This window comes from Paenibacillus sanfengchensis, from assembly GCF_036864765.1.
In the GTDB taxonomy this organism is placed as follows: domain Bacteria; phylum Bacillota; class Bacilli; order Paenibacillales; family Paenibacillaceae; genus Fontibacillus; species Fontibacillus sanfengchensis.
The window spans coordinates 38,307-58,893 of record NZ_JBAGJC010000013.1 but is presented as its reverse complement, the minus strand read 5'-3'; the positions used below and the strand labels follow the sequence as shown (position 1 = coordinate 58,893).

Sequence of the window (20,587 nt, the reverse complement as noted above, 5' to 3'; positions counted from 1 at the left end):
AGGCGGTCGACTGCCGTCGAAAAACATCAGTATTCAAGCGTTCGGCAGGGAAAGGTTTGGAGCGAGCCGTCAGGCCGAAGACGCTTCGGAAACGGGAGGAGGAAAAACACGGTGGACATTATTAATCAGACGAATCGAACGATGCTGTTCGAAGAGATCAATCCCGAGAAGCTCGACCTGATCACGATCGTGGGCGATGTCAAAGGCATCGACAGTCTGAGCGACGACAAAATCAAGGAGATCAACGGACATTTGCTGGTCCGCAGCTTCGACGAGTTCTTGAACAAGTTCTCGCCGACGGTATACTCGTTTTTTAACGCGGCCAACCAAAAGGTGGTTTACACCTTGAAGAAGCCGGAGGGCATCGCCGAGGACGCGATCTCGGAAATCCGGATTGATCAGAACAACGATTTCCTGAAAATGCTGTTTACGCTGATCGACACCAAGCGCAGCCAGGGGATGACGAACGTGGATTTCAAATTCGAGCACCTGCTCGACATGATTTCCCCGAAAAAAGTGATGGACGATATCCGCCAGGTCCGGAAGGAAATTCATTACCTGTACGGACAATACGAAAAGCTGGACGAAGAGGATCCGAAAAAACTCGATATGGGCGACAAGCTGAACGCCATGTTCGAGGAGGCCAGCGCCAATTACAACAACGTCATGGCGATGCTGCCGCTGGCGATTGAGGATATCAAGACGCGGCTCTTGCTGGGCGGCTCGAACGAGGAAAACGACGCGGAAGCCGTACAGATCGGGATGCTGACGATCGGCGAGAGCGGCGAACTGAAAATCATCGAAGCTCCGAAGAGCGAAAGCACGGAACTGGTGCTGCTGGACGAGAACGGATCGAGCGATTTGGCGCTCGTCTTCGAAGAGGATTACAACTCCATTACGGAGGCGCCGTCCGGTTACGTAAAAGATCTCGTTGTACGTACCTTTAGCCCGTTGCCCGCCGTAGCCGGCGAAGTGAACGTCGAGCAGGAGGTTCAGAACTACAACACTTACCTGGAGTTCTACAAAACCGCGAAGGACGATTTCGTGAAGACGGTCAAACCGCTGGTGGAAAAAATCCTCGGCGTCAAAATGTTCTTCGACCAATACGCGGTCAAAAACAAAGGGATGGCTCCATCGCTGCTCGTGACCAACGCGAAGCTGGAAATGTTGGTGAAGAGCGCGAACATTCCGCGGCTGGAAACCTACCTGAACACGGTCAACGCCAAGAACGATTTCTCGGATACGATCTGGTTCGGCATCGTTCCGTCGGTGGAACTGGAAACCGCCGGCAAGGTGAAGGTGACCCGGGAGCGGTTCAAGGGGAACGAGAAGATTGCCAAGCAGGACGGCAACACGATGGAATCGCTGTCCATGCTGATGCAGGTCGTCAAGGAGTTCAAAGTGCAGATCTTCTTCAGCTTCGAAACCGGGGAAGAGACGACGTTCAACAACATGGCGACGGCCGGCATCGACAAGTACATCGACAAATGCGCGCCGCTCATCCGGAAGGAATACAGCGAATACGCGATTCCGTGCGTTCCGAACTTTACGGTCATTCCGAAAGAGAAATCCGGTGTGGTCATCGACAGCCGCATGGTTCAAACGGAAAACGGGGCCCAGCTTTCCCGCGAGAAGGAAGACATCCTCAAGCTGTGGATCGAAGGTGTGTACGTGGGCGCTTCCTACGTCGCCGCCGGCATCGTCTCGGCCTACCAGTGTCCGGAATATCTCAAGGAATCGTTCAAAAATACGAGCAAGGATTTCCCGGGCGTACGCTTCGACATCGAAGCCGGCGAGAACAGCCTGCGTGCCGTGACCACCATGGCGAAGGAAATCACCGGGTTTACGAATACGATCAAGGATTCGATCAACCGGAAGAACTTCGGCTTTATTTTCTCCTCGGAAAACGCCCAATTGCAGGGCAAGGACATCCGGCGCATCACCGTCTACAAGGCGCGCAGCCTGGCCCAGTCCGAGGACGGCTTCGATTCCATTTACAAGACGCTGGTCAGTACATATATCGAGCGCATCCTGCGGTTCCAGACCGCCGACTTCAAGCATGAGAATATCGTCAAATTTTTCAGCAACAACCCGAGCAGCCAGAAGAGCATGTGGCTGTCGAAACGGGGCTTTATCAACTCGATCATCCAGGACGGTGACGATATCAACTACGTTATCGACGAGAAGAACAATCTGTGCCACATCGACCTGATCTACAACGGAAACGTGAAGAATCTCGAGGTCATGATCACCAAGGGCACAAGTGCCGTCAAGGTTTAAGTTTAAACCGACTCATTGTTGTATGTGGAAGACGCGGCCATCCGGCTCGTCTTGTTACATAAATTTCGGCCCTGAAGCCGCCAGGCTTCGGCCGAGCACCATTTATTTTTAAGGAGGAAAAGTACTTATGGGATTTAAACTGAAAGTGGAAGGCGCAGAAACGATCGAATTGGGCTTGGACAACATTCAAAGAGTGGTTTACGACACCGACACGCCGGACGATTCCAACGCTAGATCCACGGACGTGGGCTCCACGCTGAAAATCATCGGCAAGATCATCACCGCCACCGACGGCGACAAAGCGGACGATACGCTGAAACTGGCGCAATGGTCCCTGGTTCCGGCCGAAAAGGCGGACTGCTACCGCAAGCTGACGCTGGAAGTGATCGCCGCCGACCAAGTGGTTCGCGAAATCCACTTCCCGAACGCCTTCGTGGTCGACTACAAAGAAACGTTTGGCGACACCGAAGGGGTTGGGCAATTCGAGCTTTACGTGAAGCAAAAGAAAGACAAAACCGAGCTGGCCAAGCTCAACGGCGGGTACGACGCCGGCAAGTAATTTTGGCATGAACTGATCATTAGCGATATTCGGTAAATCTCAAGGGGGCTTCCCCTTGAGATTTACTGTACCTTGCCACCCGGCAAGGACCACCTTAGGGGAAAGCGGGGAAACGCGTATGACCGATTACTATGCGCAGCTGGGCGTTGCCCGTGATGCCGGGACCACCGAGATCCGGCAGGCTTACCGCAAGCTGGCCAAGCGGTACCATCCCGATGTCAACCGGGACAACCCGGAGGCGGAGGCGCGGTTCAAACAGATTGTGGAAGCTTATGAAACGCTGAACGACGAATCGCTGCGCGCGGACTATGACCGGAAGCTGGCCTCCGCGAAGACAGGACGCGGCGGGGAGCGAGGCAAGGCCGGGAGACCGGGAACGGGCCCGGCAGCATCAGGCCGAACGGCCGGTATGGGCGCAAGCGGGGCCGGGATCGACGGCTTTGATCCGGTGCGCATCAGACAGCAGTTTGAGCAATTTTTTGCAAAGGTTTCGCAGAGCCATGAACATGGCGACAACGGCCAAGAGGCCAAGGCGGAGGAGGCGGGGAAGAACCCGCTGGATACGACCGCGATGTTTAATCAATTTTTTGGATATCGAAAAAAATAACCGGCACAACGGACGGAATGTTTACGGATGACGGAATTACGGATTACGGAGGTAGCGGATGTGGAATCGAAGAGATCCGGATGGATTGTCTTCCTGAATGTTTTAATTTACGGGATTTTGGCCGGTATGGTCACTTATGCCCTTCTCCGCCCTTTACATTACAAGCTGCAAATGGCCACCGTCGCGGTGTCGGCCATCATGGCCAGTGTGCTCGTCTGGACGGGAGGTCCCCGGAAACGCGAGATTCGGGAGGGGGCGGAGGCGGTCGCCAAGATCGTGCTGCTCGACGATGACGGAGAACGCGTCAAGGAATGGTTCGTCAAAGGGGAAACCTCAGTCCTGATCGGCAAAAATGGTCACCGCGGCGAGGTTGATATAGATTTGTCGGACTGCGAATACGCTTCGCTGGTCAGTCCGGAGCATGCCGTTTTAAACCGCGTCGGGGACCGGTGGTATATCGAAGACACGGAATCCCACAGCGGGACGGGGCTTCGCAAGGCGGGCAGCAGTGAAACCCGGCGGCTCGTCGCCGAGGAACCGCAGGAAATCGGCACGGGAGATATGGTGTTTATCGCGAACACGCGGCTGCTAGTCAAATAATCCGGCCCAAAGCCAAAGCACGAATACATACGGAGGAATGAGTCTAAAGATGAGTTTGACGAGATGCCTGAACGGACACATGTTCAGTACGAGAAAGCACGGCAACACGTGTCCTTACTGCAATACGGTGCTGGAGCAGCCTTCGCGCGGCGAGACGCGCCGGCCGCCGGCGGCCGCGGAGACGGATGACAAGACGATGCCCTATCTCGGGGAGACGACCGGCATTCAGCCGGTGACCGGCTGGCTGGTCTGCGTGGAAGGTCCGCAGATGGGCCAGGATTACCGCATTATGGCGGAAAAAAACTTTATCGGCCGCGCGGAGGAAATGCAGATCCGGATCATCGGGGATAACGCGGTGTCCCGGCGCAACCACGCGGTGATCGTGTACGACCCGAAGAAGCGGAATTTTTATTTGCTGCCGGGGGACGCTTCCGGCCTGGCTTACCACAACAATGAGGCGGTATACACGCCGGTGGAGCTGAACGCCTACGATTTGATCCAGCTGGGACGAAGCAAGTTTGTGTTCGTTCCGCTGTGCGGACCGCATTTTGAGTGGGATAACGGATAGATCGGAATGATGGGGATGGGAGATTTGAATATTTGGCAGTCCTACGGCGTGCTGGCGGCCGCGTTGGCGCTGGTTGGGTTGCTGGTTTTGATTCGGCAAAAGGTAGCCGGCGTTGCTGCCGCTGCGCCGCGGGCCCGGCCAGGTGAAGCGGTGGCTGCCGAGGCGACGGAATGGGAGCCGGTGAGCGGCAAGATCGCCATCGGCAACGCCCAGACGATCGGCAGGCGCCAGGAGCAGGACGATTATTTCGCCAGCTCGATCACCCGGGTCGGGACGATGGCCGTCATCGCCGACGGGATCAGCGGCGTGGCCCACGGGCGCATGTCCAGCACCCTGGCCGTGACGATGTTCAGCCGGGAATATTTGAAGGTCACGGCCCGTGACGAGATTCCCGGCTTTTTTCACAAGGCGGCTTCGCTAAGCAACCGGGCGATCCTGGAGCAGCTTGGCGGAGCGATCGGGGGAACGACCCTGGTCGCCGCCGTGATTTGCGAGGGCTACTTGCACTGGGGCGCCGTCGGCGACAGCTTGCTGCTGCTGTTTCGGGACGGGGAATTCATTCCCGTCAATTCCAAGCATACGCTGGAAAAAGTGCTCGAAGCCCGGGTGCTGGCCGGCGAGATCACGCGGGAAGAAGCGAAGGCGAACCCGATGCGCAGCCACTTGACCAATTATTTGGGCTACGGGGGATTCAAAAGCATGGAGATCGGCGAGCCGGTGCCGCTGGAAGCGGACGACATCGTGATTCTGTGCAGTGACGGGGTATGCGACGCGCTGACGGAGGTGGAGCTGGAGCAGATTTTGCTGCAGCGGATGCCGCCGGAGGAGACAGCGGAAGAAATCATCGCCAGCGTGGAACGCAAAGGCTACAAGCACCAGGACAACGCGACGGTGATTATTCTGGAGCAAGCCCGGTGACTTGGGCTTGACGGGCGTGACGGGCTGCGCCCGGACGGCGTCGGATTGGGCCGGACTGCACCGGACAGAGTCCGGGTCGGCGCACGCTCTGGGGCGGGACTTGGCCGGACAGAGTCCGGGTCGGCGCACTGGCCCTGGCGCGGGATTTGGCCGGACAGAAGTCCGGGGCGTATGCGTATGGAGATTCCAAAGGACGATAAGGCGCGATCCGCTGCGTAAACGACTATAGTCCGCGTTAACGTGACGATCCGGGGATGACCGCAGTAACGACTGCGGTCCGTTGGGCAAACGACCGCGGTTCGCGCTAACGGAAGCCATAGCCGCTATTTCGTGATGAAAGAGCCAAACGGAATTCTAACGGACGTAGCAGCGGCTAAATTGGCAAAACGAGGCCATTTGTGCGGCAAATAAGCAAAATAGGCGCTGTGGCTTCCGTTAGAATTTCCAAAAGGCGGAAATGCGCGAAATAGCGGCTAATACGTCCGTTAGCGTTAACGTGGAGAGTGGCTGAGCTTATTCGCGGACTTAGCGGCCTCTTGGGAGGTACTACGGCTCACGGGGAGCCATAACGGCATAAAAGGAACTTAGCCTTTCACCGGGGCTCGAGATTAGGAGATGGCCCGAATTTAAAGCTCAGTAGTATTCGAAAAGGCCCTTATCCACATTTTCAGGGCCCCTCAATTAGGGGAGCGCCCCTCAAATACCGCTAGCCGGGGTGGCGGATGGACATCACGCAGCTCTTTTAAGGGCGAATATAAGTATCGAGGTTGTTAGGTTTTGAAGAGGAATGGGCCGGCAACCAGGACGGGAAACGGAGGAAGGCATGAGAAAGGAGAACAGCGACTTTAAAACCGCTTTTGTCTCCGAGGCGGGTTCTTACATCGACAACAGGGACTATTTTGCTTTCGTGGAGCTCGACGACATGGCTTGCTACGTGATCGCGGACGGTCTGGACCAGGACCGGGAGGCCAGCAGCGCGGAGATGGTTGTCCGGGCCATTCTGGAGAGCTTTATGGAAAAGCCGTCGCTGTCCCGGCGAAAAATTCGGAACGATCTGGAGGCGGCCCATGAGTGGCTGAAATTCGAGAGCCGGCGCGTCCGGCTGAAGGCCAGCGTGCTGGTCATCGTCACGGATTACACGCGGATGGTGTGGGCGTCCTGCGGGAACGCGCGGATGTATCATTTTCGCGGGGGCCGGCTGAATTTGCGCTCCAAGGACCAGAGCTTGACGGAGCTGCTGACCGACAGCGGCAAGCTGTCCCAGGCGGGGGCGGTCCGGCATGAGGAACGCGGCAATCTGCTGAATTATATGGGCAAGCCCGACCGCTTCGAGCCGTTCGTTTCGAAGAAGACGCCGCTGTCCGACGGGGATGTGCTGCTGCTCTGCACGCCGGGGCTTTGGAAGCAGGTCGAGATTCCGGAAATGCTGGACGCTTTGACGGCGTCGAGCGATCCCGAGACCCTGACCGATACGCTGGAAGAGGTTGTGTTGAGCAGGCAGGAGAAAACGGTGGACAATTACACGGGCGCCGCCGTTTATGTGAACAAGGCGTTCGTCGAGAAGCCGAAAAACTACAAGAAATGGGCGCTGCGGATCGCGATGCTTCTCTTGTCCCTTGCGATCGCGGGCGGCGGGATCTGGTACGCCAAAGCCCGACAGGCTGCGAAGCTGGCGGAAGCCGTGGTGCAGATGACGGAGTTCGAGCAGGACGGCGACGAATACGCGGCCGCCGGCGACTATCCGAAGGCGTTGAAGGCATACAGCGAAGCGAAAAACGCGGCCAGTCGGCTGAAGGACAAGCTGCATTTTCAACTGCTGCGGAACAAGCAGAAGGTGGCGCAGGCGGTCACGGACGGCGACGGCTACGTGAAAGACGGCAGCTACGACATGGCGGTCGAGAGCTATGAGAAAGCGCTGAAGGATGCCGGGAAGTACAAGGTGTTCAAGGAGGAGCACATCCGCGAGCGCATTGCGCGCAGCGGGATGATCGCGGAGCTGGCGGTGATTTTTCAGGAGGGCGACAAGAAGTTGCAGGGCCAGGACTACAACAACGCGCTCAAAACCTACAACAAGGCCAAAGCGGCGGCGGTCGACGCGGGCTACGCCGAGGGGCAAAAGCAGGCGGAGGACAAGATCAAGGCAGCCCAGGAGAAGATCGACCAGCTGTATGCGGAGACGAAGACGTTGAAGGCGGACAATTTGGAGAAAAAAGGCGACCGCAGCCTGGCCGCGATGGATTATGCCGGGGCGATCGAGGCATACACGCTGGCGCAGGAGATCTACCAGGAAATCGACAAGCTGGAACGGGTGCTGGCCATGGAACGCAAAATCGCCAAGGCCGATGAGAAGCTGCATCCGGTCGTGCCGGCGGGCGGTGGCGCGGGCGGGGATTCGGCCGCTGGCGCGACCGGCGGGACTGGCGCGGCTACGGGCGGGAGCGGGGCCGGAGATGAGGCCGCTACCGGGGGAAGCCCGGCCGGTAACGCCGCCGGGGCTTCCGGCAGCGCGGCACCCGCGGCGAAGCCGACCGCCGAGCCGGCGAAGTCGGCGGCTTCGGGCGCGAAGGCGGGCGCGGATCAGAGCGCGAAGCCGGGCGAGACCCCGGCCGCGGGAACGGGCACGGCGGAGGACGCGAAGCCGCCGTCCGGCAACAGTGGTACCGGCAGTGGCAGTGGCTCCGGCGCCGGCAATAGCAGTGGTGCCGGCAGTGGCACCGGCACCGGCAGCGGCACAGGAGAGGCTGCTCCGCCTGCGGCGGACAACGGCAAAGATGCGTCCGCCGGGTCGTCCGCCGGGCCGAAAGAAGGAGGGAACGCTTCATGAAGGACATCGTTTTGGACCGGCTGAACAAAATGGAGGATTTGCAGCAGCGCCGGGTGCTGCGCAGTCTGATGAACAGCGTGTTCCTGAATCTCGTGGAATACCAGGAGGAGCTGAACCGGCAACTGGAACGCCGGGTGTTTGAAGAGGTGGAGGACCACGAGAGCAAGCACGACGTCTATGTGTCCATGTGCCGGAGGGAAGAGTGGGACCCGCTGCACGAATACCTGTTTCCCGTGCTGCCGCAGGACACCGAGCCGCGCCGCATCGATTTGAAAGACGTGGTTGCGGCGTTGAGCGGGGGCGCGGAGGCGCGGCTTTTTTCGCTGTTTCTGGAATGCGGCTACCCGCTGATCCAGAAGCTGCTGCAGAGCGGAAGAAGCTTCCCGGGGGAGCTGCGGACGGATCGCGGAACCTACGCCATCCAGGTCCGGTTGGAGCGCAACACGGATTATATCCGCGAGATCGAGCAGCTGTACCACATCTTTTTAAACAATGGCCTGCCCTGGAAAACGGTAAACCACCCTTACGCCTACAAATTTGTCGATGCGGTGTTGACCCGGGTGGACGGGCAGTTGGCCGAGGACGAAGAAGTGCTGGAGATTTCCGTGCACCTCGAGGAATACGAGGCTTACAAAAGAACGGACCTGGTCCCGTTATGGAATATCCAACGGCTGGAGCTGAAAACGGGCGGGTTCCCCGTGCCGGCGGCGGATCGGGTCAATTACGAGCATGTGCTGCCGCTGCGCAAAACCGGAACCCAGCACGGCTATCTCGTCGATGTGAACGACGACAGCATCCGGTACGTCAAGCGGGCCCCGGAGGAGCTGGTCGTGGTGTCCCCGCTGGAGAAGTCGGACGCCTGGCAGGTGCTCAAGTTGGTGGAACCGGTCGGCTCGGGGATTACGGGGCTCGTCAAGCCCGCCTATCCGCTGATGTCCAATCGGCAGCGCCCGGATTTCATCGGCAGCTACGGGCGGAAGCAGGGGCAGATCGTCCGCTCCAAGGGCGAAATCGTGCGGATGATTCACGCTTTTGACGTATCCGATTGGTTGGAGCTGACGCATGTGGAAATCCGCCCGCCGGGCGCGGCGAACCCGCCCACTTATGAGCTGAACCGGTTTATGACCGACGAAGTCCGGGTGGATAACGGCAAGTGGCGGATGTGCCTCGGGTTCGCTAAACGGAATATTGGCCGGGGGCACGATTATCTGGCCGAAGACGTTATGAGCTTCCTCGTCTCCCAGGTGCAGATGTCTTTTCCCGAATACCGCTGTGAAGGAGAATGGGCTTGAATTACATTTGGGATTTGCTCGTTCGCGCGCAGGAAGTCGGGATGGACAAGAAGGGGATTCGCTTCCTTCCGGCCAAAGTGTACTCGCCTTACATGGAGCTGAGCCTGGAGGCGCTCAACGCCACGGCCGGCCAGCTTGACGTGGAGGTGGAGGTGAATCCCCACTACCGGTTTCCGGCGGTGTTCGGCGATTTGCTGGATATCAACCTGACCGAGGATGAGGAGCTCAGGCTGACCTTGTTCGATATTGTGATGCATTTTTTGGCGGAGCTGGATCTGATGCAGGGGATGAACAAACGGGAGTTTTACATCCGCTTCGTTCTGCGGGACCTGGAAGCCGGGGCGTTCGGGGAACGGGTTAGAGAGCGGATTGGCTTGTTCGACCGGGAGGAGAAGGAAGTGATCGCCGCCGCGCTGCTGCGGATGTACGACACGGGGGAGACGCTGCATCTGCTGCGGAGTACGGTGAGCCGGATTTTTCGGCGATCGACGATTTATGTCAACAGCGAGGAAAAGGACGAAATGCTGTTCTATATCGGCCAGCGCCGTACGGAGACGGGGCTCCGCAAGCTGGAGCTGCTGATGGAGCTGTTTTTGCCGGTAAGGTACCGCACCGAGGTGTATTGGGATTGCCATGTCGGCATTATCGGCGCCGAGGACACGATGGTTTTGGACCGGATCGCGTTGTATTGAGCGTTTGAATTTATAGGTTGAGGAAAAGGCACCCGCCGCGGGAAAAGGAGATTGTGCACATGAGAGGATTTAAACTGTATACCGATTCCACCAGTCAAGAGCGGGTGCGTGGCGCGGTCCGTTACACGCGGGAAGCGCTGGTCGAGATGACGACCTACCAGCTGCGGAACATTTGCTACCGGGAGCGCCTCGTCGAGGGGATGAGCCAGCGGCTGGACCGCGAGGAGCTGATCCGTCTCATTCTGAAATATTTGGGGGCGGACGAGTACAAATGGATCGGCCGGGTGTGCGAAGGCGGATTCGAGCGGGTTCAGCGCATGATGCAGAGGTCGCTGCAGTCGCCGCTGCAAGGGGACGGGGGCATCTCGGTGCCCGCCCGGATCGTGATTTATCCCGGTATCGCCGTGGATCGGGCGGACGGATACAAGGTGAAGGCGCCCGCCGGATTCGCGGAGTCGAACGTGCTGCTCGTCAACGACAACCGGGAGCTGTGCGGGATTTTTCAGATGCGCAAGGACGAGGAAGGCGGCTCGGGCAGCTATTATCTGGCGGCGGAGGGCGAGTCCGAATGGGTGCGTACGGCCAACCGCCAGTACAGCCTGCTGTTCCTGCGGAAGCGCGAGTCCGATTACGTGTACACGACGTACTACCGGGAACAAGCGCCGCCGCCCGCCCATCTGCCCTATTTCAAAATCCCGCTGGCCGACCTGGAGCTCCGCGAGCTCGAACGGACGGACGCCGTGCTGGCGATCGATTTCGGCACGTCGAACACGACGGCGGGGGCTTTTTTGTACCCGGGCTATGTGAAGCATGCCGGTCTTTCTTCGGAGCGGCCGGACGGACGTCTGCGCCTGAATGACGTGAATTTCGTGCGCTTCCCCGATCCGTCCTACCGGACGCCGGAATGGACCGAGGCGCTGCCGACGGCGATCCGTGTGGCGGATTGCTCGGACCCGGCGGCGGTGAAATACGAGTTTGGGTACGAGGCCTTGCTCGGTATCCGGCGCGGGAGCTACAGCAGCCGGGCGTCCGTGTTCCAGGGGCTGAAGCGGTGGGTCCACGACTACGAGCGGACCGTGGAGATCATGGACGGCGAAGGGAATACGGCGACCGTGCCGCGGAGCGAGCTGATCCGCGCTTATCTGGAGTATGTGATCACCTTGGCGGAGCATCAATTCAAGTGCAAGTTCAAAAGGCTGCATTTGTCCTCGCCCGTGAAGATGAAGGGCCCCTATTTGAACATGTTCAAGGAAGTGCTGGACGAATACGACATCGAGGAAAAGCATGCGCTCGACGAGGGGATGGCGGTGCTGTACAACACGATCGAGGACGGGCTGGAGCGGCGTGTTTTTGCGGAAGGGACCGACTACCAGGCCCTGGTCATCGACTGCGGCGGCGGAACGACCGATCTGTCCTCCTGCCGGTTTCGGATCGAGGACGGCCATATGTCTTATAAAATCATGCTGGATACAACCTACGAAAACGGGGATACGCATTTTGGCGGCAACAATCTTACATACCGAATTATGCAATTCATGAAAATCGTCTTCGCCGAGTATTACGGAAACGGCCGCCGGCGGGTGACGGATATCGACGACCTGATCGGGATTCCGGCCAACGATCTGTTCCGGGAAATCGACGAGCGGGGCGTCGAAGCGGTTTACGCCGAGCTGGAGCGCAGATACCGGGAGGCCGAGGCGGTGATTCCGACCGCGTTTGCCCGCTACGAGAGCCGTTCGCGGGACGAATATGTGCGGGTGCGCGGCAATTTCTTTTTCCTGTGGGAGATCGCCGGGGCGATGAAGGAGGAGTTCTTCCGCAAAACGGGGATTCTCCGGAACCGGTTTGATGCGGAGCAGAGCGGGCTGGACGACAACGACCTGCAGATCATGACGATGGAACGCTGGTTTCTGTCGGTGTACCGGGGCGGAGAACTCAAGGATGAATATGAGATTCCGAATGTCGTGTTCAACATCAAGGAAATCACCCAGCTGATTCAGGGGGACATTTACGAGATCGTGCGCAAGTTTCTGGACGGGTTCTACCGCAGCGGGGCGCTCGGGGACTATTCGATCATCAAGCTGACGGGGCAATCGTGCCGGATCGACGTGTTCCGGGAAGCGCTGAAGGAGTTCGTGCCGGGGCGGAGCATCGAGTTCCGCCAGAAGCCGGCCGAAGGGCGGGTACCGGAGCTGAAGCTGGCCTGCCTGCGCGGGGCGATCCGCTACCTGAACGCCCAGAAGGAAGGCCGGATCGAGACGAGCCTGACGAGCCACGCGGCGGTCATCCCGTACTCGGTTAGCGCGTACACGCACGACCGCCGCGAGGTCGTGCTGATCAGCAGCCTGGAGCGGAGCAGCCAGGGGCTGGGCTTCATCTCGCGACCGCATCATACGCAGGAGGTCGAGTTCCTGCTCCGCGGCAGCCGCGGGGATTTGCGGCACCGGTTTGTGTACACAAACCGGACCGACCGCTACGAGGCGGTCAAGTACGAGGACATCCGGGCCCTCTACGGGGACCGGATTCCGCAGGACGACACCGACTCCATCGTCAACGGGGAGACGAAGTTTTTCGTCTTCGCCGACGACAGCCAGTGGGGCTTCCACGTGCTGCCGATCGCGCGCCTGGACGAAGGCCTGCACCTCGGCCGCAAAAAGCTGTTCCCGTTCGAGGGCGAGCGGTCGGAGGAGGATTTTTTTGACGGGATGAAGTAGGGCGGGCGAGGCTGTAAATAAAGATGAAGATGAAGGTGAAGATGAAGATGAACCCCCTCCGCCCCTCCGCCCGTCCTCTGTCTGCTGCCCGTTGCCACTGCCACTGCCGAAGACTGCGCGATGCTCTAGCCCATTTGCCGCCGGAGTAACTAATCTCCCGATAATTAACGGGAAAACCTCCCGTTAATTCGAACTATGCCGCTCGCAGCTCGGAATTAGCTGGAAAATCTCCCGCTAATTTCGGTGATGGGCCCGCTTTTGCCTCTTTTGAGCGGAATTAGCGGGACAAATTCCAGTTAAATGGTCACCTTTGGCGTAACGAGCTAAATTAGCGGGAGAAAATCCTGTTAATTGCATGGAGGTGGGCTGGAGTTACACGGCAGGCAAGAGAGGAGTCTGCACGGGGGAGAGGCCAAGTAAGGCACTTCAAGTTTTTTCGAGCTCGTACCTTACCCGGAGCCGATTCTCCAGTGGTTCATGAACGGGAAAATCCGCCCGTTGATTAGGCATCTGTTCGGCGGCAGGGGCGAATTAGCTGGAGAATCTCCCTCTCATCGATCTGAAATAGAGGGAATCGGCGGCTGGCCTGGGGTACATCATGAATCCGTTCACGAAGGAGAAGCAAGCGCTCCACGATCGAATGGCAAAAACCTATGTCGTACATAAGGATTGGCTGGAATTGCAGGAACGGGGAACGGTATCGCGAGACCCCGTCGCCGAGCTGCAAAATACATATTTTAACGGAAAATTTTGAGGAATGCATCTAGGAGTTGGGGTCAGGAGGATTTACCGATGAGAAGATTTTTTACCAGAATCATTTGTTCTAAACATGCTGAACAAGCCGTTTCTCCCGGCGGCCAGAGGTCCCGAGGGGGAGCTGCTGCTGCGAAAATCGCGCTTCGTTCTGGTCTTCTGCCTGCTTGGGTTCCTGATTTGTGCGGCAGCCGTCCCGATCTTGTTGGCGGATGAGGCGAAGGAGGAATTGATGGTGTTTGTTTACCTGATCGCGGCGGGGGCGCTCCTGCTGTTCATTCAGGTGTTTCAGCACCTGATTTTCCGGGCCAAGGCCGGTGAATCCTGGCTTGCGGTGCGCGCGCTGGGCGGGAGACGGATGCTGAATTACGGGGAGCTGCAAAGTGTGGGGTACACCCGGTTTTTCGGCGGGCAGTTTTTGCTGCAGGGGGCTGGCGGTACCGTTCGCATTCCGGCCGGAATCCGGGGAGCGGCGGAGCTGATCGAACGGATCGGCGGCAAGATCGGAAGGGACGCCTGCGCGGAGGCGCAAAAGGCGCTGAACGAGAAGCGGGCCGAGCTGGAGGAGTGGAGCCGGTGAGGCGCCCGGAGAAAAAGGAGTTGAGAAGCGGTGTATAACGTGTTGTGGAGAAGGTACTGGGCTATGGCGGTTGACCGCTTGATTACCGGACTGGGTGGCGTGCTGCTCAGCTTGATCTGGTTCTCTCCCGGGCAGCTATTCTCCGAAACTTCAAATCTACTGGCACCGGGAGTCCCGATGCTGCTGACGCTTGTCTGCGAATGCGTATATTATTCGTTGATGGAATCATCCAAATACCAGGCCACGGTAGGGAAAATGCTCCTGGGGATCGTGGTGGTCGACTGGAGTCACGAGCAGTTATCCTTCGGCCAAGCTTTCGTGAGATATCTGGGAAGGATTTTGTCCGGATTCATCTTGAGCCTCGGTTATATCATGGCCATCTTTTCGGACAAACGGCTAGCGCTGCATGACAAAATAGCGGTTTCCTATGTCGTCCACAAAGAAAAGCTCCAACTTCATAAGATCCGGGAAGAAGTGGAAGCCAAGGGCGACCTTCGGAGCGGGCGGATGACCGGCTTTAACTGGGGAGATTGATTAAGTCGGGTACATTCCCGGCAAGACGAAACTTGCGAGACGAGACATCAATTTAAAGGAGAGAGAACAATGTATATCAGTTTTGGAAAAAGAGTAATCGCTTGGCTCATTGATGTGCTGGTGATCCAGTTTATTTTGCAAGTATTTCTGATCGGGTTTCTGAATTTCCGTTCGTTGTACTACGACTTCCTTCTAAGCCAAAGAGACTGGATGGATGTGAATTTAGAGGAGATCGGCGGAATTTTTGAGAGCGGGTTTTTCTTCAAATTTGCGGGGGTGCTGGGGATACTCCTTTCCTGGCTCTATAATGCCGCGATGGAATCATCCAAGCTGCAGGCGACGGTAGGCAAGCTGGCCATCGGCGGGGTCGTGGTCGGTGAGATGTACGAACGGATTTCGTTCGGGAAGGCGAGCGGTCGCTTTTTCGGTAAAATCGTTTCCTCCCTCATCCTCTATATCGGCTACCTGATGGTAATCTTCACGGAGCATCGGCAAGGGCTGCACGATAAGATGGCCAAGGCGTATGTCGTGGACAAGGAGCGGCTCGCCGCTTATCTGGCCGAGACGGAGAAGAACATGGGCGGGGTTACGAAAATAGCGTGAGGAGGGGGATCAGCCCCCACCCGGATAGCGCCTGGTTCCAGGCTTATGAAGATCTGGTGCGGGCGCGCAGTAGCTAGATAAGTTGAACTAAAGAATTAGCAATAGGCAAGAGTGTGAAATGATTCTGGAGAAGCTACAAGCTTTCTGAAAGAAAGCTGCTTCGGAAGCATAGGCTACGCTCGCCTTTGTGAACAGCGATCGGAAGAACATTTCACACGGCTGCCTTAGATGCAAATCAATAGTTCAACTTATATAAAATCGCGAAAGGAGGCGAAGCCGTTGTTTAGCCATCTATTCCCGAAGTTTGAAAAAGGGCGGATCCTGAAAACCGCGATGCTGGAAAACCTGCGGGACTTCCCGCGCGAGGCTCTGGATATCGCCTACCAGGACTATGCGGACGGCATTATTACCGGGGCGACGATCCGGGTCGAGCGCGACACGCTGACGATTGCCCCGGGCATACTCAAGCATCAGGGCCGGCTGTACCTGTTGAACCATTCGGTCGAGGTCCCGTACCGGGCCACCGGGCGGGAAATGGCGGTCAAGGTGCGGTTTGGGGAAGGCAAGCAGGACAGCGACTGGGTGAGTCACCCCAGCGAAATCGTGCTGACCGACCCCGGGGAGTCCGGGGCTCCCGAGTTTGAACTGTGCCGCTTCAAGCTGAAGGAAGGCGCCCGGCTGCGCCAGGATTACCAGAACTTCCGCGACCTCGCCACGGAGTATAACACCGTCAACCTGCTGCACGTGCGCTTCGCGGCGGATGGAGAGAGCACGGTTTCCCCGGTGATCCTGCGGATGTTTGGGGAGGAGATGATGCGGCGTGGGGGCGGAGAAGCGCAGGATTTCTCTTTTGCCATAATGTGCCTGAACGAGGGGACGATCCGGCGGAATGTCATTTTGCATTACATCGCAAACCGCCTCGGCACCGCGTACAAGGATTACAGCAATATCGAAATCCACAAGTACCTGTCCCGCATCCTCGACAACACCCGCGGCGGCGGCCAGCGGCTGGGGATGAGCGCAGGCGGGAGCTTGCGGATAATTGTGGATTAGGGTAACGCGGGTTGTGAACAAAAATCCGATCGTATAAAGGGGATGAGTGGAATGTCGTCTTCATTGGTTGTCGACTACAATACGCTGAAGATTGCGCCGTTTGAGATGAAGCTGTTGGAGTTGAAACTGGAGAAAAAGTTTCAGGACCATGCGCGGCTTCGTTTTACGGGAATCATCGCGGAGGAAATGGAAGAGAAGTATGTCAAGATGGCAAGCGAGCAGCTTCCGGTTGAAATGTACTACACCGATCACAAGGGCAAAGTACATACGTTGTTCCATGGCTTGATCTTGAAGCTGCATGTCCGCGTAGACCGTGATGCGTATTGGCTGGAAGCGGAAGCGGTATCGCATACGTATGGGATGGATATCAAACCCCAGTATCGTTCGTATCAAAACGCCGCGATGAAGATTCCGGAAGTCATGGAGCATATTTTTAAAACCTACGAAAGAGCGAGTCTGCTCAATACTTTTACGGAGCAAAAAACACTGGGCGGCTTTACCCTGCAATATCAAGAGACGGATTGGGAATTTCTCAAACGGTTGGCCTCGCATTATCACGCACCTCTCGTACCCTCAGTAGCCCAAAGCAGAATTTGTGTTTATTTGGGAGTGCCGGAACATCAGGATGTGGGGGAAATTCAGGCAACTCATTACCGGGTGTTTAAGGACATCCTCGCCTACAAAAATATTGTCGATAACGAGCAGGCTTCCCTGACAGAGCAGGATTTTATCTGCTATGAAATCGTGACAGATCAGGTGCTGGAGCTTGGGGACATGGTGACCTTCAAGGGAAAAAAACTGCACGTAAGTGAAGTCCTGACGGAAATGCATCGGAGCATATTAACACACACCTATACCTTGCGGTCCAAGAGAGCGGCCTATCAGCGCAAATCCTATAATCGCCGAATTATTGGCGCTTCCATTCAGGGGAAGGTCAAGGATGTTGTAAGGGATGAAGTCAAGGTACAGCTGGAATACGATCAAGATTGGGATATGAAGACCGCTTACTTGTTCCCGTATTCCACCATGTACGCATCTGAGGATCAGACTGGCTGGTACTGCATGCCGGAGAAAGGCGATGATGTGCGGATCTATTTCCCTGGGGCCAAGGAAGCCGAAGGCATTGCACTTAGTACGGTGCGCAAAAAGTTGCCGGCCGAGGCAATGGGGGCTGCTTCGGGGACTGGTGGCAAAGCTAATCCTGGAGCACCCAATGTAGTGACTAACACAAAAACGGTGACGAATACCGTGGTGAAAACCGAGCAGCTTCAGCCGATTGTGCATTATGACAAGGATTTGAAGGAAGATCTAATGGCAAATCCAGATACGAAGTTTATCATGACGCCTTATGGACAGCAGATTAAGTTTGAGAAGGACAAAATTACAATTATTGGGGCAGGAGGAGGAGCTTGGATTTCACTAATGAATGAAGGCACCTTGGTTTTAAACAGTAATAACAAAATCTCGCTGCATACGGGCAAGCAGATTGAAATGGCCGCGAATTCCATCGTACTGCTGGGCAATCAGATTGAGATGTCTACGAAAGACGGGCCTTCGGGGATTAAGCTGGATCAGGGGCAAATCCAGATCAAAGGTGTGGAAGTAGTTATGGAAGAGTAGGTGTTTTAGCTGAACGGAGGGTTGATATGGAAAAAAAAGAAGCATGGGAACACTTTCTAAAAACTACGGTCATCCCATCACGATTAGATCAAGTGACGGCACTTCACACCTATTATGGTCAAGCTATTGAGGAAATCGCCGCCGAAATAGCGGTGCAGATCGATGAAGTATGTCAGGATGCTGTGGAACAACAAGCAACCGGTAAAATGCAAGCCTGTACCATGGTTCGTATCTCCCTGCTCAGAACCTCATTGCTTGAAGGGGTGTTTGAGTACATGTGTGAAGCTGTGGACGAACATTCTATACCTATCTTTAGCATTACGCCCTTCAGATATCAAGCGACTTGGATTTATAAATTCTATGAAGCTTGGAATAAGAACTGTGAAAACCAACTTCGGGTTTATATGGGCGTACTGAAGCCATGGTTCTATGAAAATTGGCAAAGTAGTCAGCTATTTTCTTTTCATTATTATATGATACATGCCGTTCGCTATGCGGTTCCACGTATTTTAGGACTATCCGCTTTTCAATCCCTTCAACGAGCCGAGAGCTTTGATATTGTGGTCGGGGAGTACGGAGATCATACCCTGGGGGAATCCGTATACTATTGCAGTTCGAGAGAACGTTTGGAAAAATCGGTCAAAGCCTGGTTGGCGCGAGAGCTTCCCCATGATTATGTACATGAACATATAACGAAGGTCGACTTGTCACAAATGAATTATGAAGGGATTAATCTCAATTATACCTGGTTGCAGCAGGTGCATCTGAGAGACACCTACCTAGCCCGTGCCTCCTTGCTGGGAAGTAGATTTGATGCTTGTGAGGCCCGGAATGCCGATTTCACCGGAAGTGCGATGTTTGACGCGGATTTCACAAATTCTATGTTGTCAGGTGCCCGGTTTGATGAAGTGAAAGCCCCCGTAAATATCGTGAATGAAGAAGATGCCGTGTATTTTGGGCTTTATCCTGTTAAGTTCACAGGTTCGGATCTGACAAATGCGAGTTTTCGCGGTGCTTACATTGCCGGCGATTTTCGCGGGGCCGTTTTGGATGGTATTGATTTTCAAGGCGCTGATCTTACGGGCAGCCGAATGTTAAAAGAGGATGAATCAAAGGTTCATCTTTCAGAAGAACAGCATTCGTCCATTATATGGTCTTGATACGGAGGGGATTCTTACCTGCCAGGAAGGAGAGACTATGGAATTTTTTGTGTTAGAGCGTGATAAACGCTTGGATCATTTAGCCGGGGGACTCGTTTGTTCCGCGCGTCTGGAGCAGGGCTACGAGGCTGCGGAGGATAATGAACTGGTTGAGGTGCATGGCGAAGGAGCCAGGGATTATGGTTGTATGCTTGAGCAGCCTACCTTGCTGGTTACCAGTGAATTACGCATGTTGTTGACGAAATATGACTCCCAAATGGCTTACAAAACGGTCTCCATCATAGATAAAAACTTTAACGGTTTGCAGTTGAATTACTTCTTGATCAATATGCGGGAAGTGGATGTTATGGACGCAATTCCTCCAGATGTTTTGAAACGAAGTAAAGCAGCTTTAGGTTTTAGAATTCGGAGGGGCGATGTTCCTGAGTGTCCTTTTTTTGGAATGACCTATTACCGTAAAAAGTATCTTGTCGTTCGGTTGGATGTGGCCGAGCATGTTTTAAGAGCAGGCTTGTACGGGGTAGCGGTCAAACGACTTCAGCTCAAGGAGTGTGATTAAATCATGGCAGATAAAGCCGAAATAACGAATCGCAATTTTCTGAAGCAGTCCGTGGTGGATGAATTAATGAATGCGGCGTGGCGAAAAACCACACTTGTAAGCCGAGGGGCATATATGTACTGTTCGAAAGGAACTCACGAGGATATCCTGAATCAAACTGAAAAAAACGGGGTGTTTTTGAATGGAAACCCCATCATGACCGTGAAAGATTGCAAGGTTTCGCCATCAGAGAGTGAGGAGCTTGCTGGAGTCCCTTATTGCGAACCGAAGCCGGAAGTCGAGGGCAATTTGCACTCCTTCGGGTATTGCCGGTCGGAATTTCATCCCTTAAAAGCCGGAAATGTAGGGGTACCGTATAAACCGAAAATGCAGGACTATGACCCAGACACCGGTGTGACTAAGGAAGGAGATGAAAATCGGTTATATCCGTGCGTTCCTATCATTATGCCAAAGATATTTTTTAGCCCGTTTGGCTTGGATATTGCGGGAGGAGAATGGGAGAACGGACATGAGAAAATAAAAATCAATGGCGTACCCGCATTGACAAGCAAGTCCTGCCTAAGATGCCTCTATGGGGGCGAAATCAAATTGTTGAGCAACGGGATGGAACCTGTACCTAGCGAATTAATGGACCAGCGGGGTTAAGGATCAAGGAGAAGAAAGAGGGTGAA

The 20,587-nt window shown here is 55.7% G+C and carries 19 protein-coding genes; all 19 read left to right on the top strand.

The annotated features are described in order from the left end of the window. The first annotated feature begins 111 nt into the window (after positions 1-111). The 19 genes from V4U84_RS21560 to V4U84_RS21470 all read left to right on the top strand — a co-directional run bounded on the left by V4U84_RS21560 (position 112) and on the right by V4U84_RS21470 (position 20,561). Positions 112-2,280, top strand: a complete 2,169-nt coding sequence (locus V4U84_RS21560; protein WP_334075092.1) for a transcriptional regulator — start codon at positions 112-114, stop codon at positions 2,278-2,280. Positions 2,281-2,407: 127 nt separating this feature from the next. Then, entirely contained in the window at positions 2,408-2,839 is a 432-nt protein-coding gene (locus tag V4U84_RS21555) for a membrane-associated protease 1 (protein ID WP_334075093.1), read from the top strand. 55 nt (positions 2,840-2,894) lie between these two features. Then, positions 2,895-3,446, top strand: a complete 552-nt coding sequence (locus V4U84_RS21550) for a J domain-containing protein (protein WP_334077945.1) — start codon at positions 2,895-2,897, stop codon at positions 3,444-3,446. 60 nt (positions 3,447-3,506) lie between these two features. Further along, positions 3,507-4,046 (top strand): FHA domain-containing protein, encoded by a 540-nt coding sequence (locus tag V4U84_RS21545; RefSeq protein ID WP_334077944.1) that lies wholly within the window; start codon positions 3,507-3,509, stop codon positions 4,044-4,046. A gap of 49 nt (positions 4,047-4,095) precedes the next feature. Beyond that, the gene (locus tag V4U84_RS21540; protein ID WP_148456642.1) at positions 4,096-4,614 is read left to right on the top strand and encodes an FHA domain-containing protein; all 519 of its coding nucleotides are present in this window, start codon (positions 4,096-4,098) and stop codon (positions 4,612-4,614) included. 15 nt (positions 4,615-4,629) lie between these two features. After that, positions 4,630-5,532 carry a PP2C family protein-serine/threonine phosphatase gene (locus V4U84_RS21535; RefSeq protein ID WP_334077971.1) on the top strand — a complete coding sequence of 301 codons (903 nt, stop codon included), beginning with the start codon at positions 4,630-4,632 and terminating at the stop codon, positions 5,530-5,532. Between the two features lie 823 nt (positions 5,533-6,355). Beyond that, positions 6,356-8,356: a serine/threonine protein phosphatase gene (locus V4U84_RS21530; protein ID WP_334075097.1), complete on the top strand. Its 2,001-nt coding sequence runs from the start codon at positions 6,356-6,358 to the stop codon at positions 8,354-8,356. Then, a complete protein-coding gene (locus V4U84_RS21525; protein ID WP_334077943.1) occupies positions 8,353-9,648 on the top strand; it encodes a normocyte-binding protein in 1,296 nt (431 codons plus the stop codon). The genes V4U84_RS21530 and V4U84_RS21525 overlap by 4 nt, the downstream gene beginning before the upstream one ends. Beyond that, positions 9,639-10,340: an iron-dependent peroxidase gene (locus tag V4U84_RS21520; RefSeq protein WP_334075099.1), complete on the top strand. Its 702-nt coding sequence runs from the start codon at positions 9,639-9,641 to the stop codon at positions 10,338-10,340. The genes V4U84_RS21525 and V4U84_RS21520 overlap by 10 nt, the downstream gene beginning before the upstream one ends. 59 nt (positions 10,341-10,399) lie before the next feature. Further along, complete coding sequence (locus V4U84_RS21515; protein WP_334077942.1) at positions 10,400-13,054, top strand: molecular chaperone; 2,655 nt, start codon at positions 10,400-10,402, stop codon at positions 13,052-13,054. A 598-nt stretch (positions 13,055-13,652) separates the two neighbouring features. Then, positions 13,653-13,808, top strand: coding sequence for a hypothetical protein (locus tag V4U84_RS21510; RefSeq protein WP_334075101.1), 156 nt, complete (start codon positions 13,653-13,655; stop codon positions 13,806-13,808). Between the two features lie 75 nt (positions 13,809-13,883). Continuing rightward, entirely contained in the window at positions 13,884-14,387 is a 504-nt protein-coding gene (locus tag V4U84_RS21505; RefSeq protein ID WP_334075102.1) for a hypothetical protein, read from the top strand. A gap of 30 nt (positions 14,388-14,417) precedes the next feature. Beyond that, the gene (locus V4U84_RS21500) at positions 14,418-14,921 is read left to right on the top strand and encodes an RDD family protein (RefSeq protein WP_334075103.1); all 504 of its coding nucleotides are present in this window, start codon (positions 14,418-14,420) and stop codon (positions 14,919-14,921) included. 69 nt (positions 14,922-14,990) lie between these two features. Next, positions 14,991-15,524 (top strand): RDD family protein, encoded by a 534-nt coding sequence (locus V4U84_RS21495; protein ID WP_334075104.1) that lies wholly within the window; start codon positions 14,991-14,993, stop codon positions 15,522-15,524. A gap of 279 nt (positions 15,525-15,803) precedes the next feature. Beyond that, complete coding sequence (locus V4U84_RS21490; RefSeq protein WP_334075105.1) at positions 15,804-16,577, top strand: DNA and RNA helicase; 774 nt, start codon at positions 15,804-15,806, stop codon at positions 16,575-16,577. A 51-nt stretch (positions 16,578-16,628) separates the two neighbouring features. Then, a complete protein-coding gene (locus V4U84_RS21485) occupies positions 16,629-18,197 on the top strand; it encodes a contractile injection system protein, VgrG/Pvc8 family (RefSeq protein ID WP_334075106.1) in 1,569 nt (522 codons plus the stop codon). A gap of 26 nt (positions 18,198-18,223) precedes the next feature. After that, positions 18,224-19,357 carry a pentapeptide repeat-containing protein gene (locus V4U84_RS21480; RefSeq protein ID WP_334075107.1) on the top strand — a complete coding sequence of 378 codons (1,134 nt, stop codon included), beginning with the start codon at positions 18,224-18,226 and terminating at the stop codon, positions 19,355-19,357. A gap of 37 nt (positions 19,358-19,394) precedes the next feature. Further along, the gene (locus V4U84_RS21475) at positions 19,395-19,916 is read left to right on the top strand and encodes a hypothetical protein (RefSeq protein WP_334075108.1); all 522 of its coding nucleotides are present in this window, start codon (positions 19,395-19,397) and stop codon (positions 19,914-19,916) included. Positions 19,917-19,919: 3 nt separating this feature from the next. Beyond that, positions 19,920-20,561: a DUF4280 domain-containing protein gene (locus V4U84_RS21470; RefSeq protein WP_334075109.1), complete on the top strand. Its 642-nt coding sequence runs from the start codon at positions 19,920-19,922 to the stop codon at positions 20,559-20,561. Positions 20,562-20,587: the final 26 nt, after the last annotated feature.